The sequence below is a fragment of the Candidatus Tisiphia endosymbiont of Neophilaenus lineatus genome (genome assembly GCF_964264975.1).
Classification (GTDB): Bacteria; Pseudomonadota; Alphaproteobacteria; order Rickettsiales; family Rickettsiaceae; genus Tisiphia.
Genome location: NZ_OZ183649.1, coordinates 1294792 through 1310824 on the forward strand (window position 1 = coordinate 1294792; position 16033 = coordinate 1310824).

Here is a 16033-nt window from a genome sequence, read left to right on the forward strand (position 1 = left end):
TTTGAAAAAATAATGATTTGGTCAGCAAAAGACTTAACTAGTGCGTTGAATATTGAAGTACATCCTGATATTCAGGGGAGGCAGATTCAGTTTAATTCCAATTCCGTTACAAACGGCGATCTGTTCATTGCTCTGCAAGGTAATAATGATGGACATAATTATGCCTTACATGCTCTGCAGCGAGGGGCAAATGCAGTAATTATTAGTAAGGAAATAAAAGGATTATCTGATAATAAAGTAATTATGGTCTCTGATACCTTAACTGCTCTACACCACATGGCTGAGTATAAACGTAAGAAATCTAAAGCAAGGTTTATTGGTGTTACCGGTAGTATTGGTAAAACGGGTACTAAGGAAGCAATCAAAACTATATTAAGTTATTTTGGACCTACTTTTGCTAGCAGAGGAAATTTTAACAACCACCTTGGCGTGCCTATAAATCTTGCTTCGATGCCTGATGATATAGAATATGCTGTTTTTGAAATGGGTATGAAGCATTCAGGAGAAATAAGAGAGCTGACAAAAATGGTACGACCTAACATATCAGTAATCACCACAATAGCGGAAGCCCATCTTGAATTTTTTGAATCTATGCTTAGTTTGGTTGATACCAAATGTGAAATTTTTGAAGGAATGCCAAAAAATGGCATAGCTATTGTAAATTCAGACCATCAATATTATGACAGAATTTTACAGCATCTTAAACAATTATCGATTAATAATATATATAGTTTTGGTAAATCTGAAGGCACAGATTCTAGATTAACATCATATGAGCATATTGGACAAGAAGTACGTCTACATTATTCTATCTGTAACACTAAAATAGATACTAAAATTCCTTTTGTACCGGAACATTATGCTAGAAATTATACTGCCGCTCTTCAGGTAGCAGCAATACTGAACTTAGATATTAATGCTACAATAACACAATTAAGCAAAATATCATTAACTGAAGGACGTGGTAAATTAGTCAACGCTAAATATAATGATCAGAACTATCAAATCATCTGTGATTATTATAATGCTAATCCAGCATCAGTAAAAGCTGCTTTATTATATCTAAAACAGCTTAGTGGACAGAAAAAAGTTGCTATACTAGGTGATATGCTAGAATTGGAAGAAAATTCCATAAAATTCCATAAAGACTTAATACCAGCAATTATTGACTCCGGTACTAAGAGGGTTTTTTTAGTAGGTAATCTTACCAAACATATATATGACTCTTTGCCAAATGACATAGAAAAAATGCATTTTGATAATGTTGATTTGTTGATAGAAAACTTAAATGAATTACTTAAAGGCGATGAATTACTCTTACTAAAAGGATCTAACAGTATCCAACTTAGTAAAATTATACAATCTTTTGAATTGCTACAATGATATACAACCTTCTTGCCCCCTATATACATAAATTACATATAGCAAATTTATTCCACTATGTTACTTTTCGTATTGGACTTGCCATATTATTTAGTTTGACCCTTGCTTTTTTAATAGGACCTAGATTAATTAGATTTTTACAAAATTTACAAAAATATGGTCAACCAATTCGTGACGACGGACCAGAAACGCACAAAGCAAAAGTAGGAACACCAACTATGGGGGGGATAATGATTCTCTTCACCGTTTGTCTTTCCACTCTATTATTCTCTGACCTTACTAATAAATATATATGGATAGTGTTATTTGTCTTTGTTAGTTTTGGTGTACTTGGTTTTATGGATGATTATGCTAAAGTAACAAAAAACCACCATAAAGGCGTTAGCGGAAAGAAGAAATTATTTTTTCAGTTCACTATTTGTCTAATTGTCTGTTTACTATTAAGAGACTCCAATAGTCAGGGAAACAATCTGCTCACTATTCCATTTTTTAAAAATTTATTGATTGATTTAGGTTTGTTTTATATACCATTTAGCATGTTTGTGATAGTTGGTGCATCAAATGCGGTGAATCTAACAGATGGTCTTGATGGTCTTGCCATAGTGCCTATTGCTATTACTGCAGGTTCTTTTACCTTAATTATTTACTTGGTCGGTAATAGTTTCTATGCAAATTATCTACAAATTATGTATATACCAAATATTTCTGAATTAACTATCTTCTGTGCTTCAATTGTTGGTGCTAGCCTAGGATTCTTATGGTTTAATGCACAGCCAGCAGAAATTTTTATGGGAGATACTGGAAGCCTAAGTCTAGGTGGCGTTCTTGGTGTTATTAGCGTTATAACTAAACATGAAATTGTACTAGCAATTATTGGCGGATTATTTGTTATTGAAACTTTATCAGTAATTATTCAAGTATATTATTTTAAAGCTACTAATGGTAAAAGAATTTTCAAAATGGCCCCGCTGCACCATCATTTTGAGAAACATGGCTGGCCGGAATCAAAAGTTGTGATACGTTTTTGGATTATAGCCATAATATTTGCTCTAATTGGTTTATCTTCACTAAAACTGCGGTAGAAAAGCTATAGTCAATTCAGGAAGATTGGGTAGCAGGAGCGATCGAAGACGGCACTATCTACTTCTCATCAATTGACTATATATATTATACCATTTCCGAAAACTAATCATCACGTCGTCGTACTTCATGATCTCCGCTCCTCACGTACTAGTATGTACGCTCCGGTGCTCGACACTCGTACTCCGAGTAGCAATTTAGTTTTGGGAAATGGTATTATTATTGCTGATTATGACATGCACAATTATTGATTGCAATTTTAAATTATTTTACAGTCTACGATTAAATTATTGTTGATTATTTAATTATTTGCTATATAGTTGATCTAAGAGAAAAAAATAGCTTTATGAAAACTACCTTACCTAGCCGATCACTAGTTATTAAAGAAAAACTAGACAATATTGTTAAAGAAATTCTAGACGTAGGCAAATCAAAAATAGCGATGATTATTTTATTTGGTTCTTATGCTAGAGGCGATTGGGTACAAGACATATATCAGCAAGAGCATATTACCTACAGCTATCAAAGTGATTTTGATCTTTTGTTGATTTTAAAGAAAGGCAAATATGCAGGTCATCAAGCTAGAGAATTACAATATACGATAGAAAAAAGGCTCGATAAAAAATTCCCAATTGCTATAGAGACCATGATAAAAAGGCAGTCAGTTACCCTGATATTTGAGCCTATTAAGCGGGTAAATAGCCAATTGGAAAAAGGTCAGTATTTCTTTTGTGATATCAAGAAAGAAGGAGTTCTTTTATATGATAGTGGTGAATTTATATTATCTGAAGCTCAAAAATTACCATGGTCGGAACGAAGACCACTAGCTAAGGAAGAATATGAATATTGGTTTGGAAGAGGTAAAGGATTTCTTATTGGTGTAAATGCTTATCTTGAAAATAATGAAAATGCTTTATCAGCCTTTTCACTTCATCAAGCTACCGAGAGCTTTTATAATGCTGTTCTGCTAGTTTCTACTGGTTATAAACCAAAGTTACATGATATACTGGAACTTAACAAGCAGGCTAGAATTTATCATTATGACCTCTACAAGATATTTCCACTTGAGACCCTTGAACAAGAAGAGTGCTTTAAGTTACTCCTAAATGCTTATGTTGGTGCAAGATATGATAAACACTATAAAATTAGTAAAGAACAATTACTTTATCTTATCAACCGGGTAGAAGAATTAAAGACAGTTACTGAAAGAATCTGTTTAGAAAGAATTAATAATACAGAAGTAACGTAATTGTATATACTCACATGATTTGGAAAATTGGAAATGATACTTACAAGACCAAGAACGATAACATTCCCCACGGGAAATGCTATCTAGGTTTTTTACTAATCAGGAATAGGAGTTTATGGATAAGAATTTAAAACAAACTAGTTTTTTATTTGGTAGTAATGCTGTTTTTATAGAAGAGCTATATCAGCTATATTTATCAGATCATAAAGCAGTTGATGAAAGCTGGCAAAACTATTTCCAAAATATTGAGAATAATAATAGTTACCAAGTTAATAAAACCATTGCTCATGTTATTACTTCACCTCAAGAAAAACCTCTGCCGTATGTTACGGAATTTTCTGCTGCAACTAACAAGCTCAGAGCAAAAGCAATGATTGCCAGCTACCGTAATTATGGACATTATTTAGTCAAGCTAGATCCATTGAATCTTGAAGTTCTTAAGACTAAAAATGAGTTGAGACTTAATATAGAAGATTTTGGTTTTACCACAGATCAGTTGAATAATATTATAGAAATTGATGATAAATTTTTTGGAATAAAAGCATGTTCACTTAAGGAATTAGTTAATTTACTTGATCAAACTTATACTAAAGATATTGCCGTAGAACTTGCTCATGTGATCAATGAAGATGAGAAAATTTGGTTTTTTGAGCAGATAGAAAATAACCAGAGTCTATTAGAATTAGCACAAGACAAGAAGAATATATTACAAGACTTAGTAGAAATTGAAGGATTTGAACAATATCTACATACCAAATTTCCTGGAGCAAAACGCTTCTCAGTGGAAGGTGGAGAGGCAAGTGTAGTGGCTATAGATAAAGCTATAGATATGTCTATTATCCATGGAATAGAAGATGTAGTAATAGGTATGGCTCACCGAGGAAGACTTAGCACACTAGCTAAGGTAATGACTAAACCTTATAAAGCTATTTTATCTGGATTTATAACAGGTAGTATATTGCCAACCGATTTAGGTGTTTCAGGTGATGTGAAGTATCATATTGGCTATTCATCAGATCAGATAAGAGAGGGGGTTAAGGTACATCTTTCTATGGCAGATAATCCATCGCATTTAGAAGCGGTGAATCCAGTAGTAGCTGGTAAAGTACGAGCAAAACAGGATAGCATCCAAGATACTAATCGTAAGAAAGTAATGGGTATTTTAGTTCATGGTGATAGTGCTTTTTGTGGTCAGGGTGTAGTAGCTGAGAGTTTATTTATGTCTGATCTAAAGCCTTATAATGTTGGCGGGATTATTCACTTTGTCATTAATAATCAGCTTGGATTTACAGCGAATAGTTATGACACTAGACCAGGTAGATATTCTACTGAATTTGCTAAGATAATTAATAGTCCAATACTACATGTAAATGGTGATGATATTGAATCAGTGATCAAGGCTACCAATATTGCAGTGAATTATCGGTATAAATTTGCTAGAGACATAGTAGTTGAGATCATTTGTTATCGTAAATATGGTCATAATGAAGGTGATGAACCTATGTATACTCAAGCTGTTATGTATAATGTAATAAAAAATAAGCAATCCCCGGCAACTATTTTTGCAAATAACCTAATAGCAGGCGGAATAATTGACCAAAATTATTTTCCTGCATTGAAAGAACAATTTAAACTGAAATTAGATCAAGAATATGAACAAGCCAAAAATTATCAACCGCAAGCTCAGTTTTTAGAAGGTTTATGGTCTAGTTATACTAGATCAAATGCTCAAATGCTCTCTACTGGTGTTAACAAAAATACCTTAAAAGAACTTGGTATAAAGCTTTGTCAGATACCAAAAGATTTTCCTTTAAATCCCAAACTTGCAAAATTATTTGAATTAAGAGAAAATACCTTAAAGCAAGATAGACCTATTGATTGGGCAACTGCAGAACAGTTAGCCTTTGCTAGTTTATTAAATTCAGGCACTAGAATACGTTTTACTGGTCAAGATTGTGGGCGTGGCACTTTCTCTCACCGTCATTCAGTGTTACATAGTCAGGTGGATGATAGAACTTATACACCATTAAATAATTTATCGCAAAACCAAGAAAATTTTGAAATTGCTGACAGTAATTTATCTGAATATGCAGTTTTAGGTTTTGAGTATGGTTATTCATTAGTTAATCCAAAAGATTTAGTAATTTGGGAAGCTCAATTTGGCGATTTTTCTAACGGAGCTCAAATAATTTTCGACCAATTCATTTCCAGTAGTGAAAGCAAATGGCTTAGGATGAGCGGTATAGTAGTACTACTACCACATGGACTTGAAGGACAAGGTCCAGAGCATAGCTCTGCAAGACTCGAGAGGTTCTTGCAGCTTGCTGCTGAAAATAATATGCAAGTCACATATCCTACGACGCCATCTTCATTTTTTCATTTATTACGTCGTCAAATATACAGTAATATTCGTAAACCACTAATAGTAATGTCACCGAAATCTTTATTAAGACATAAAATGGTTGTATCACCTCTCTCCCAACTTGATAAGAATACGAGCTTTATACCTGTACTAGACGAAATTAATGATGCTATAAATGCCAAGGAAGTGAAACGAATTATATTATGTAGTGGTAAAGTCTACTATGATTTATTAGAAAAAAGAGAAGAAAAGAATATTTTAGATATTGTAATTATTAGACTTGAACAGTTATATCCGTTTGAAACGGATTTTATCGTTAAAATATTAGGTAAATATAATAAAGCTAAAGAGTTTATTTGGTGTCAAGAAGAACCCAAAAATATGGGGGCATGGAATTTTGTTAAAGATCACTTAAATGATATCCTAAAAAATGCATCAATTAATAATCAATTTGTATATGTTGGTAGGAATGAGTCTGCTTCACCAGCAGTTGGCGCACCGATCATACATAATGAGCAACAGAAAAAATTGCTTGAAGAAGCCTTGATAATTAAGGGATAGAGTTAAGTTAGAAACGTTAATTATTTAGTTATACAAATCTAATGCACCTAAAGCCAAGATTAAACCAACGTAATTATTATTTTTAAACCTAGTAAGACAATTTTGTGGGTCTGAGATTTCTAGTGTTACTACCTGCCAAGTTAGCATTATATAAGCACAGAGAATAACTATATAGTTAGGTCGATGGGTTGCTATAATGTTAGCAAGTATGAATAGTAATATGAAGATGGTATAGTAAACATATAAATATAATTTATAATTTCTCTTTTCTAAAAAAAGTGGCATTGACTTGATCTTAATCTTCTTATCGTCCTTTATATCCATAAAACCATAAATAGTGTCATAACCAATAATCCAAAAACAGCAGGCAATATACATTATAATAGCTTCTAGTGATATTTTATCAATTACCGCACTATTACCAATTAAAACTCCATTAAATGTTAGTCCTAGAAATACTTGCGGGAAGTTTGTCATTCTTTTCATTAGCGGATATAAAACAATCATGATAAAGCTAAGAAACCCTAGGCAAATCGCTGTTTTATTTAATGATAATAAAATTATCAAGGAACAGACTGATAATATAGTTAGCAAAATCATCGCTTCATTTACATTTAATGATCCATTAGCTAATGGTCTATCCTTTGTTCTTAAAACATGCTTATCAAAATCTTTATCAAAAATATCGTTAAGAATGCAACCAGCTCCCCTAGTAATGATACTTCCAATAAAAAATAATGATAATAATTTTACTAAATTATAAATTGCAATATTGGTAAGAAGTAGCCCAAAGCATGTTGAGAAAAATAGTAACAGATAGCCAGTAGGATTGTACAGCCTCATTAAACTAAGACTTAGGAAAAATTTATTTGGCATCACTATTAATTATAATATATCTTGGTTAAAAAAATGAGCAATACCACAAAAATAATGATAATAGCTATTAGTGGAACATAAAAATCTGCTATATTCACAAATATAACCGAATTTGGCATAACTCGTTATAGCTAACCCGATTAGTATTAGACTTGCTGCATAAATCAAAGATAGTTGAGGGATTTTTAGGAGAAACGCAGCCGAGCACCGCAGCGTACACAGACGTACGTGAGGAGCGGAGGCGAGTTTCGACGACAAAATCACCAACTAGATTGACTTATGCAGTAAGTCTATTATACCAAACTCACAAACGTCTATTAGCGAGAAGCCACTTTAGTGGCAACGAAGCAATCAATGATAAGATATGGGTTGCTTCGTCGACCTTTGGTCTCCTCGTAATGACGGCGTAATACTAAGTTAGCTATATATCGAATTCAGGTTAGTTAGCAACACTCCCTATATAATTAGGATATTATTATGATAGCATTTCCAAAAGATTATAGCTTTAGTGAAAGCGAAAGAAAATGGCAAAAATTTTGGCAAGAACAAAAAATTTATCTTTGGGATAAAAATGAAACAAGAGAAAATAGTTTTGTAGTAGATACTCCGCCACCAACAGTCTCAGGACAACTGCATATAGGACATGTTTATAGTTATACCCAGGCGGATTTTATTGTCCGTTTTAAACGGATGTTAGGTAAAAATATTTTTTATCCAATCGGTTTTGATGATAATGGTTTGCCTACCGAACGTTTAGTTGAAAAACAAAAGCAGCTAAAAGCAGCTAGTATGGCAAGAGAGCAATTTATTGAAATATGTAAAGAAGTCGTTATTTCTGAGGAAGAAAAGTTTCGTTCATTATTTAATCAAATGGCTTTATCGGTTGATTGGACCTTAGAGTATCAAACAATTAATCCGTTATCACGAAAAATATCACAAATGTCATTTTTAGACTTAGTCGATAAAGGAGAAATTTACCGCAATAATCAACCAATATTGTGGGATACAGTTGATCAAACGGCTTTGGCTCAGGCTGATATCGAAGATCAAGAAAAAACCTCAATGATGAATGACATAATTTTTCAGACCAATAAGGGTGAGAAGATTATTATTGCTACCACTAGACCAGAATTGTTAGCAGCGTGCGTTGCGGTATTTTATAACCCAAATGATGATAGATACAAACATTTGCAAGGGCAATTTACCATAACACCGCTATTTGATGTTAAAGTACCTATTTTAGCAGATGATTTAGTGCAATTAGATAAAGGAACTGGGCTTGTTATGTGCTGTACTTTTGGTGACGTAACAGACATAACTTGGTGGAGAACACATAATTTACCTATGAAGATTATTATAGATAAAAAAGGTACGATAGATTTCCCAGCCGAATTATCAAATTCATCTTCTTATAATCAGATAAATGGCTTAACAATAAAAGATGCCAGAAGTAAAATTATTGAAATCTTAAAAGAGAAAAATTTATTAATTAAACAAGTAGAAATTACTCAAACAGTAAAATGTGCTGAACGTTCAGGGGCACCACTAGAAATACTTACAACACCTCAATGGTTTGTTCGTACGATAAAACATAAAGACATTTTAATGCAACGAGCAAATGAGATTAATTGGTATCCCCAAAATATGAAAATTAGGCTTGAGAATTGGATAAATAGCCTATCATGGGATTGGTGTATAAGTCGTCAACGCTATTTTGGCGTGCCATTCCCTGTTTGGTATTCTAAAAGAATGGGTGAAGTAGGCAAAGCTATATTTCCAGATATAACCCAACTACCGGTAGACCCAACCCAAGATTTACCAATTGGCTATTCGCGAGAAGAGGTAGAGCCAGATTATGACGTTATGGATACTTGGGCTACTAGTGCCATCTCGCCGCAATTAAGTAGTCACGGTATATCTGAAAAGTTTAATATAGATGCTGAGCGTCACCATAAATTATTTCCAGCTGATTTACGTCCGCAAGCTCATGAAATTATTAGGACATGGGCTTTTTACACAATACTTAAAGCTCAATTGCATGAAAATACCCTGCCTTGGAAAAATATCATGATTAGTGGATGGTGTCTTGCATTCGATCGTAGCAAAATGTCAAAATCTAAAGGGAATATTATTGTACCACAAAAATTGCTAGAGCAATATGGTGCTGATGTAATGCGTTATTGGACTTCTAAATCTAGACTTGGGGCAGACACTGTTTACTCTGAAGACATAATGAAAAATGGCAAGAGGCTTGTTAATAAATTATGGAACGCTGCTAAATTTGCTGCTATTCACTTCGATAAATTAGACTCACTAGATAAAAATGCTGAAATATCTGATATAGAAAGCAAGATTTGTCATAAGTTTGACCAGTGGTTAATAGTTAAACTAGTTGAGTTAGTAAGCAAAATTGAATCAGATATGCAAAGTTATGAGTATGCCAATGCTGTGGATTTGATAGAAAAGTTTTTTTGGTCAGTATTTTGTGATAATTACCTCGAGATAATTAAAACCCGAGCTTATAATATGGATGCTTCAGATAATAAAGGGCAGTATAGTGCCATAATAACCTTATATCATTCTATAAAAATCTTGCTTAAATTATTAGCTCCTTTCCTTCCACATATAACAGAAGAAATTTGGCAAATTTTGTATAGTACAAAATCTATACATACAAGGGGCAACTGGTCTCAAATCAAAAATTTATCTTTTCCGGTAGAACAAACTCAGCCTGATAGACTTGTTAGAATACTAGACTTGGTTAGAAAAGCTAAAGCAGAAAAGAATTTGTCAGTCAAAGCTGATATTAAGCTACTAGAAGTTATAGGAGAAAAACTTTCTGATGAATTAATAATAGATCTCAAAAACGTTACGTCTGCTCGCACCATAGAATTTGTTGAGCAATTTTCATCAAAAAATCAAGTATTAAAGAATGGCGATGTTGTAATTAATGTAATATATAATTAAATGCTTTGAAAAATTAATAAATCAATGTCTAAGTTTTTAGAGTTTAACATAAATAAAATTAGTATAGTTAGCTTTTAGTGAGATTAAACAAAATGACTATCGTTATCTACCTAATAGGTAAACCAGGGACTGGCAAGTATACTATAAGCAAAGGAAATAGCAAAAGCTGGCTACAGCATATGTGACAACCAGCATATCAATAATCCTATTTTCTCACTTCTAAATTATGATGGGTTGACTCCTATTCCAGAATTTACTTGGGATACAATTAAACATATACGAGATGGTATTTTTAATTTTCTAAGCCAAGAAACTTATAATAACTATGTTCTTACTAATTGTCTCTATGAGATTGATGGTGATCATAAGATTTTTAATCAAGTACAACAGCTAGCATCGAGCCGTAAATCAACATTTATTCCTGTAAAATTATTGATTTCAGAAGAAGAAAATATTATGAGAATTCAACAACTAGATAGGCTGCTTCGTTACAAATCAATCGATATACAAGATGTTTATCCAAAATATCCTTTGATTCAAATTTCTCATCCTAATTTATTTGAGCTTGATGTTACACTCCTTCCTGCTAGTGAGGCTGCAAAGAAAATTTTGCAGCATGTTAGGTTATATACTCATACCAATTGCAATAATGAACACGGTGTATTTATCCAATCTCTATACATAATTGATTTTACTAAATCTACATTATGAGCAAGTTGATTCCAAGCGTAACAAGCCATAGTAACGATATCTTCATATACACCATAACATTGGTTAGACAAGAAATGATTTTTAATCCATCTATCGATATTTTTTGCTAATAATTTTGTTAACATGTCTGGAAAGTTTTTTTATATCTATTTTGAGTCTCTTGATTTGATTTTGGATGCATTGAACGAGAAGTAATCCAGCTCAAACCAAGGCGGTGCATAGTATTGTAGACTGTTTTTAAAGCACATTTAGCACCATATTCCTCAACTAACATGATATGTAGCTCCTTTCCAGTTATATACCCACCAGTTTTACTTTCACTGAGCGTATTGATTTTATCAAAAATAGCAGACTCTTGTATACTGTTAATCTTCCTAGGGGCACCGCTTCTTTGTGATTCAAATAATCCTTCAAAACCATGATTCCTAAATCTTCTGAGCCATGATTGCACAGTTTTCCAGTGTGACTTCACTATTTCAGATATGGCTTTAAAAGATTTGCCTAATTGAAGGTGATACATCGCCAATAAACGTATACGATTTCAACCATGCGGCTCATGTTTCATCATTTTTATAAAATCATGACCTTCAAAACCTTGCGGTAATATTAACCTAGCTATTTGAGTACCTATTTATCAGTTAAAAACCCATTTTATAATACCGTGTTAATTATTGCAATTAGTATGAGACGACTCTGCATCTGATTGTTAAATTAATATTTTGCTAAAAACATTTTTAATCTTTTAAAATCATGTTTTTAGCTTTAGAAAGGTTTGAAATGCATTCGCGTTAGCCGCTTTAAGAATGCATTTTTCCTTATATTAAAGCCAATTCGGGATAAGAATTAACTAATTCTTATCCCGAATGATACAACGCAATTCTTGATTTTCTATTCTAGAGTATATCTTATCTTTAAATCAGTAGAGCATTAGTCACAAATCTAGTTAGTGTAGGTTGCAAGAATGTTTCTAATTCTTTACTGACTTCATCAATATTATCTATTTTTTTACCGTCACGGCTTAATGTCATCTCACCAGAATTAACATGCTGCATGACAGATTCAATTATTTGCTTATTATCATGCTTACCGTCCATATATTGCAGAGCAAATTTTTCAAAAAGGTTAATAGCTACCACCTCATGTCTTTGGTTTGTTACCCACATATTGGGTGTATGAGCTACCTGATATGCGATCAGCTTTGATGCTTTAGGTTTATTCAGATCTACTTCTTTTCGAGTTACCTGTAACGTTATATTAATATATCCTTGCAATACTAATTTCATGGCATTAGCTAAGAACTCAGCCTTTATTTCATTCAATTTTGTTCCATGTAATTTTTTATTGCTACTCACGGCAATTTTATCAAAACTCATTGGGTTATTGATATTCTCAGAGAAAGTATAGAGTATTGCTTTCATATAAGGAGAAGATGTTGATAAACTACTATCCTTATTACCATTATAAAAAAACTTCTCTGTTTCAAGTGAATTACGATCTATATCAACAAGAGGCTTTTCTGGTACTATATTAAATGTCATATTAAATTTATTAATATCCTCATTATTGATAGATCTATTTAATTTAACACTATTATGGCAAAGTAAGGTTGATCTAAATCGACGATTGGTAATGAAATCCATATATTGTTCGGTTCTAACAATATCATTTATCGCTTGTAATTTTTCCACCACTTTTGTCGGCATATTTCCTAAATACATGCTAGCTATACTACAATCAGACAGATATTGTAGATTATTTTTTTTAGCCTCATCCATAAATTCATGAAAATAATATTGTACATTATCTTCTTCTAGATGCTCATGACGCAAATAATGGTCATTTTGTTTGGCAAGCAAACTGGCTTCAGATTTTAACACTTGAGCATAAGGAGAGTCGGAAGTTTCCAAGCTATCCTTAACAAATTCAAGTAACAATCTAGATTGAGCAATTTTATCTTGAATATTATTAAATGTATTTGAGTGATAAAGCATCATATCTCTTATGGTACGAACCATATTCCAACCAGGTAGTGTATTATAACTAATATACGCGATTCCATTCTCTGATAAATTTTTACTACTTACTTCAAAAATCTTATCCTGAACAAATTTTGGTACCCAAGAGATTACTCCATGAGTAATTATGTAATCAAATTTACCAAATGATTCATCAATATCTGTAATAGAACAATGTCGGAATTCTATATTTTTAAGAGCTAATCCTTCTTTATGTTTATTAGCCTCATCTATTTGCACTTTAGATAGATCAACTCCAACAAAATGTGCTTTAGGATAATTAACAGCATGAGGTATTAAATTCCCGCCTGCAGCACATCCTAGCTCTAGAATTCGTGCAGTTTCAATTGCTGTTGGTTTCATCCCAAATAAAACAGCAAGTGTCCGTAGGTGATATGGATTGGTTAAGGCGTACGGATAACTTTCGTAAGGCACTTCATCGTATGTATTATGAGGTGCTGAGGTGAGTTCTAAATTAGTGGTCATATATTCTCCATAACGTAAAACAAAACAAGGATAACACCGTATTTTGTTGTCAATTCTTTAAATTTTTACTAGTATACACTAAAAAATTCAATACACTAATAGTCTTCTTGCATTAAATTGGCAACTTATAAGTAAACCCTATACCAAATTCTTCAACCCCTATGGTCTTTTTAATAGGAGGGGCTGGTATAAATTGCTGGGTTTTCATATCCAAAGTAGCATAGTTAATCTTTATTGAATGAGCAGCTTGTAATTTTACTGCTGCATCAATGCTAAAATTGCTAGATAACTCCTTAGAAAATCCAAGACCCACTTGCCAAGCAAAACAATTACTACGAGTTGTTTTAATTCTAAAATACTCTACATTCATTAAATCCCAACGAGAAGAAGCAGAGTTAACTTTTACCCGTGCCACCCCAGCACCTAATATAACAAAAGGAGTTATTTCCTGCACTTTATCGAGATCATATACTAAATTAATCATATATATATTGGAAATTACCTTAGTGTTCCCTGGAGTTTGTGGTATAATTAGAGAGGGAGCTAGTTCTTTTTGTGGTAAAACATAATGTAGTCGGTATTTTGGTTGGTGTGTTACCGAAAGCTCAATTGCCATTTGCGGATAGAAGCTGTAACCAACCTTACCGCTATACATCTGAGACCTTTTTAAAGTAAAACCACTACCTGAACTATGACGGAACTTTTTCACTAATGGTTCTACTATACCAGCTTCAGTACCAATATAAAAAAATCTTTGATCAGCTGTAATCTCATCTGCCTGAGCATTCACAAAAACTACGAAACATATATAAGTTGTAAATAATATTTTTTGTAATTTAATCATTATAATTTTATACTTATTGAAAGCGTGGATTATATAATTATCTATAGGCAGGTCAATATAAAAAATTTTTATTATTGATTTTGGGAATTGGTATAAATATTTATCTTTTTCAAAAAAATATAATAAATTCCTAGGTTCTGTTGACAAAAATTTTAACGTAACCATATTAAAGTTCCAACGAAATTTAGAAAAGCTAAGAAAGTGGCTGGAGCCTTATCAAATCTAGAAAATATACGCCTAAAATGTTTGATTTTACCAAATAAGCACTCAAGTAAATATCGTTCCTTATAAGTATGTTTATCATATTCACGTTGTACTTTACGGTTAGATTTTGGTGGTATAACAATCTCACACCCCTTATTTTCTAAACTTTCTACAAATGCACTACTATCGTATCCTTTATCGGCTATCACAGTCGTATTCTGAACATCTTGAGTAATATTTCCCGCTTGATACTAATTGCAATAATTAACACGGTGTATTTATCTAATCTCTATACATAATTGATTTTACTAAATCTACATTATGAGCAAGTTGATTCCAAGCGTAACAAGCCATAGTAACGATATCTTCATATACACCATAACATTTGGTTAGACAAGAAATGATTTTTAATCCATTCCCAAACTTGTTCCATTGCATTAAGTTCCGGTGCATAGGGCGGAAGCGGTATCAAAGTGATATTGCTTGGCACAGTTAGTTTTTTGGCTGTGTGCCAACCTGCATTATCCGTTAGTAAAGCTATATGTCGGTTGCCTTGAATACTGCGAGAAAGCTCTTCTAAGAATTTATTCATTGCCTGTGTGTTTGCATATGGTAAAATTAATGCACAAGCTTCTCCTGTCTCATGGCAAGCAGCTCCGTAAATATATGTTGAAATAAATTGCTGTTGCCGAACTTTACGGGGTCTAGTGCCACGCTTAGCCCATATACGAGTTAAGCTACCTTGTTGCCCAACTCTAGTTTCATCCTGAGACCATATATCAACTTTACATCTATCGATATTTTTTGCTAATAATTTTGTTAACATGTCTGGAAAGTTTTTTTATATGTATTTTGAGTCTCTTGATTTGACTTTGGATGCATTGAACGAGAAGTAATCCAGCTAAAACCAAGGCGGTGCATAGTATTGTAGACTGTTTTTAAAGCACATTTAGCACCATATTCCTCAAGTAACATGATATGTAGCTCTTTTCCAGTTATATACCCACCAGTTTTACTTTTACTGAGCGTATTGATTTTATCAAAAAGAGCAGATTCTTGTATAGTGTTAATCTTCCTAGGGGCACCGCTTCTTTGTGATTCAAATAATCCTTCAAAACCATGATTCCTAAATCTTCTGAGCCATGATTGCACGGTTTTCCAGTGTGACTTCACTATTTCAGATATGGCTTTAAAAGATTTGCCTAATTGAAGGTGATACATCGCCAATAAACGTATACGATTTCGACCATGCGGCTCATGTTTCATCATTTTTATAAAATCATGACCTTCAAAAC

The 16033-nt window shown here is 32.8% G+C and carries 13 protein-coding genes and 1 pseudogene; 5 read left to right on the forward strand and 9 right to left on the reverse strand.

Annotated features, from left to right (window positions below; translation table 11 throughout):
* Positions 1-12: 12 nt before the first annotated feature.
* The 4 genes from ACFE3K_RS07570 to ACFE3K_RS07585 all read left to right on the forward strand — a co-directional run bounded on the left by ACFE3K_RS07570 (position 13) and on the right by ACFE3K_RS07585 (position 6635).
* Positions 13-1383 carry a UDP-N-acetylmuramoyl-tripeptide--D-alanyl-D-alanine ligase gene (locus tag ACFE3K_RS07570; protein ID WP_375358850.1) on the forward strand — a complete coding sequence of 457 codons (1371 nt, stop codon included), beginning with the start codon at positions 13-15 and terminating at the stop codon, positions 1381-1383.
* Entirely contained in the window at positions 1380-2465 is a 1086-nt protein-coding gene (gene mraY / locus ACFE3K_RS07575) for a phospho-N-acetylmuramoyl-pentapeptide-transferase (protein WP_375358851.1), read from the forward strand. The genes ACFE3K_RS07570 and mraY overlap by 4 nt, the downstream gene beginning before the upstream one ends.
* 344 nt (positions 2466-2809) lie before the next feature.
* Entirely contained in the window at positions 2810-3712 is a 903-nt protein-coding gene (locus ACFE3K_RS07580; RefSeq protein ID WP_375358852.1) for a HEPN domain-containing protein, read from the forward strand.
* 115 nt (positions 3713-3827) lie between these two features.
* Entirely contained in the window at positions 3828-6635 is a 2808-nt protein-coding gene (locus tag ACFE3K_RS07585; RefSeq protein ID WP_375358853.1) for a 2-oxoglutarate dehydrogenase E1 component, read from the forward strand.
* 24 nt (positions 6636-6659) lie between these two features.
* On the opposite strand, the gene ubiA is transcribed toward ACFE3K_RS07585, so the two are convergent.
* The gene (gene ubiA, locus ACFE3K_RS07590) at positions 6660-7517 is read right to left on the reverse strand and encodes a 4-hydroxybenzoate octaprenyltransferase (protein WP_375359525.1); all 858 of its coding nucleotides are present in this window, start codon (positions 7515-7517) and stop codon (positions 6660-6662) included.
* 471 nt (positions 7518-7988) lie between these two features.
* Here ubiA and ACFE3K_RS07595 point away from each other — a divergent pair, with 471 nt between their 5' ends.
* The gene (locus ACFE3K_RS07595; RefSeq protein WP_375358854.1) at positions 7989-10478 is read left to right on the forward strand and encodes a valine--tRNA ligase; all 2490 of its coding nucleotides are present in this window, start codon (positions 7989-7991) and stop codon (positions 10476-10478) included.
* Positions 10479-11110: 632 nt separating this feature from the next.
* On the opposite strand, the gene ACFE3K_RS07600 is transcribed toward ACFE3K_RS07595, so the two are convergent.
* From ACFE3K_RS07600 to ACFE3K_RS07635, 8 genes and pseudogenes are all read right to left on the reverse strand, one after another.
* Positions 11111-11314: a hypothetical protein gene (locus ACFE3K_RS07600; RefSeq protein WP_375358855.1), complete on the reverse strand. Its 204-nt coding sequence runs from the start codon at positions 11312-11314 to the stop codon at positions 11111-11113.
* On the reverse strand, positions 11308-11715 hold the full coding sequence (locus tag ACFE3K_RS07605; protein ID WP_375358856.1) for a helix-turn-helix domain-containing protein: 408 nt from the start codon (positions 11713-11715) through the stop codon (positions 11308-11310). Before ACFE3K_RS07605 ends, ACFE3K_RS07600 begins: the two co-directional genes overlap by 7 nt.
* Before the next feature lie 385 nt (positions 11716-12100).
* Positions 12101-13657 (reverse strand): annotated as a pseudogene (locus ACFE3K_RS07610) (methyltransferase regulatory domain-containing protein); the annotation flags it as partial.
* Positions 13658-13802: 145 nt separating this feature from the next.
* Positions 13803-14534, reverse strand: coding sequence for an outer membrane beta-barrel protein (locus ACFE3K_RS07615; protein WP_375358857.1), 732 nt, complete (start codon positions 14532-14534; stop codon positions 13803-13805).
* A gap of 152 nt (positions 14535-14686) precedes the next feature.
* Positions 14687-14947 (reverse strand): transposase, encoded by a 261-nt coding sequence (locus ACFE3K_RS07620; protein WP_375358858.1) that lies wholly within the window; start codon positions 14945-14947, stop codon positions 14687-14689.
* 73 nt (positions 14948-15020) lie between these two features.
* Entirely contained in the window at positions 15021-15176 is a 156-nt protein-coding gene (locus tag ACFE3K_RS07625) for a hypothetical protein (protein ID WP_375358859.1), read from the reverse strand.
* Positions 15106-15564, reverse strand: coding sequence for an IS630 family transposase (locus ACFE3K_RS07630; RefSeq protein ID WP_375358860.1), 459 nt, complete (start codon positions 15562-15564; stop codon positions 15106-15108). The genes ACFE3K_RS07625 and ACFE3K_RS07630 overlap by 71 nt, the downstream gene beginning before the upstream one ends.
* Positions 15558-16007 carry a helix-turn-helix domain-containing protein gene (locus ACFE3K_RS07635; protein WP_375358861.1) on the reverse strand — a complete coding sequence of 150 codons (450 nt, stop codon included), beginning with the start codon at positions 16005-16007 and terminating at the stop codon, positions 15558-15560. Before ACFE3K_RS07635 ends, ACFE3K_RS07630 begins: the two co-directional genes overlap by 7 nt.
* Positions 16008-16033 lie beyond the last annotated feature (26 nt).

What these genes read in the sequence shown, in the direction of transcription:
- ACFE3K_RS07570 (WP_375358850.1), top strand. Translation starts at nt 13, where the DNA reads ATGATTTGGTCAGCAAAAGACTTAACTAGTGCGTTGAATATTGAAGTA.
- mraY (WP_375358851.1), top strand. Translation starts at nt 1,380, where the DNA reads ATGATATACAACCTTCTTGCCCCCTATATACATAAATTACATATAGCA.
- ACFE3K_RS07580 (WP_375358852.1), top strand. Translation starts at nt 2,810, where the DNA reads ATGAAAACTACCTTACCTAGCCGATCACTAGTTATTAAAGAAAAACTA.
- ACFE3K_RS07585 (WP_375358853.1), top strand. Translation starts at nt 3,828, where the DNA reads ATGGATAAGAATTTAAAACAAACTAGTTTTTTATTTGGTAGTAATGCT.
- ACFE3K_RS07595 (WP_375358854.1), top strand. Translation starts at nt 7,989, where the DNA reads ATGATAGCATTTCCAAAAGATTATAGCTTTAGTGAAAGCGAAAGAAAA.
- ACFE3K_RS07600 (WP_375358855.1), bottom strand. Translation starts at nt 11,314, where the DNA reads ATGTTAACAAAATTATTAGCAAAAAATATCGATAGATGGATTAAAAAT.
- ACFE3K_RS07615 (WP_375358857.1), bottom strand. Translation starts at nt 14,534, where the DNA reads ATGATTAAATTACAAAAAATATTATTTACAACTTATATATGTTTCGTA.
- ACFE3K_RS07625 (WP_375358859.1), bottom strand. Translation starts at nt 15,176, where the DNA reads ATGCAATGGAACAAGTTTGGGAATGGATTAAAAATCATTTCTTGTCTA.
- ACFE3K_RS07630 (WP_375358860.1), bottom strand. Translation starts at nt 15,564, where the DNA reads ATGTTAACAAAATTATTAGCAAAAAATATCGATAGATGTAAAGTTGAT.
- ACFE3K_RS07635 (WP_375358861.1), bottom strand. Translation starts at nt 16,007, where the DNA reads ATGATGAAACATGAGCCGCATGGTCGAAATCGTATACGTTTATTGGCG.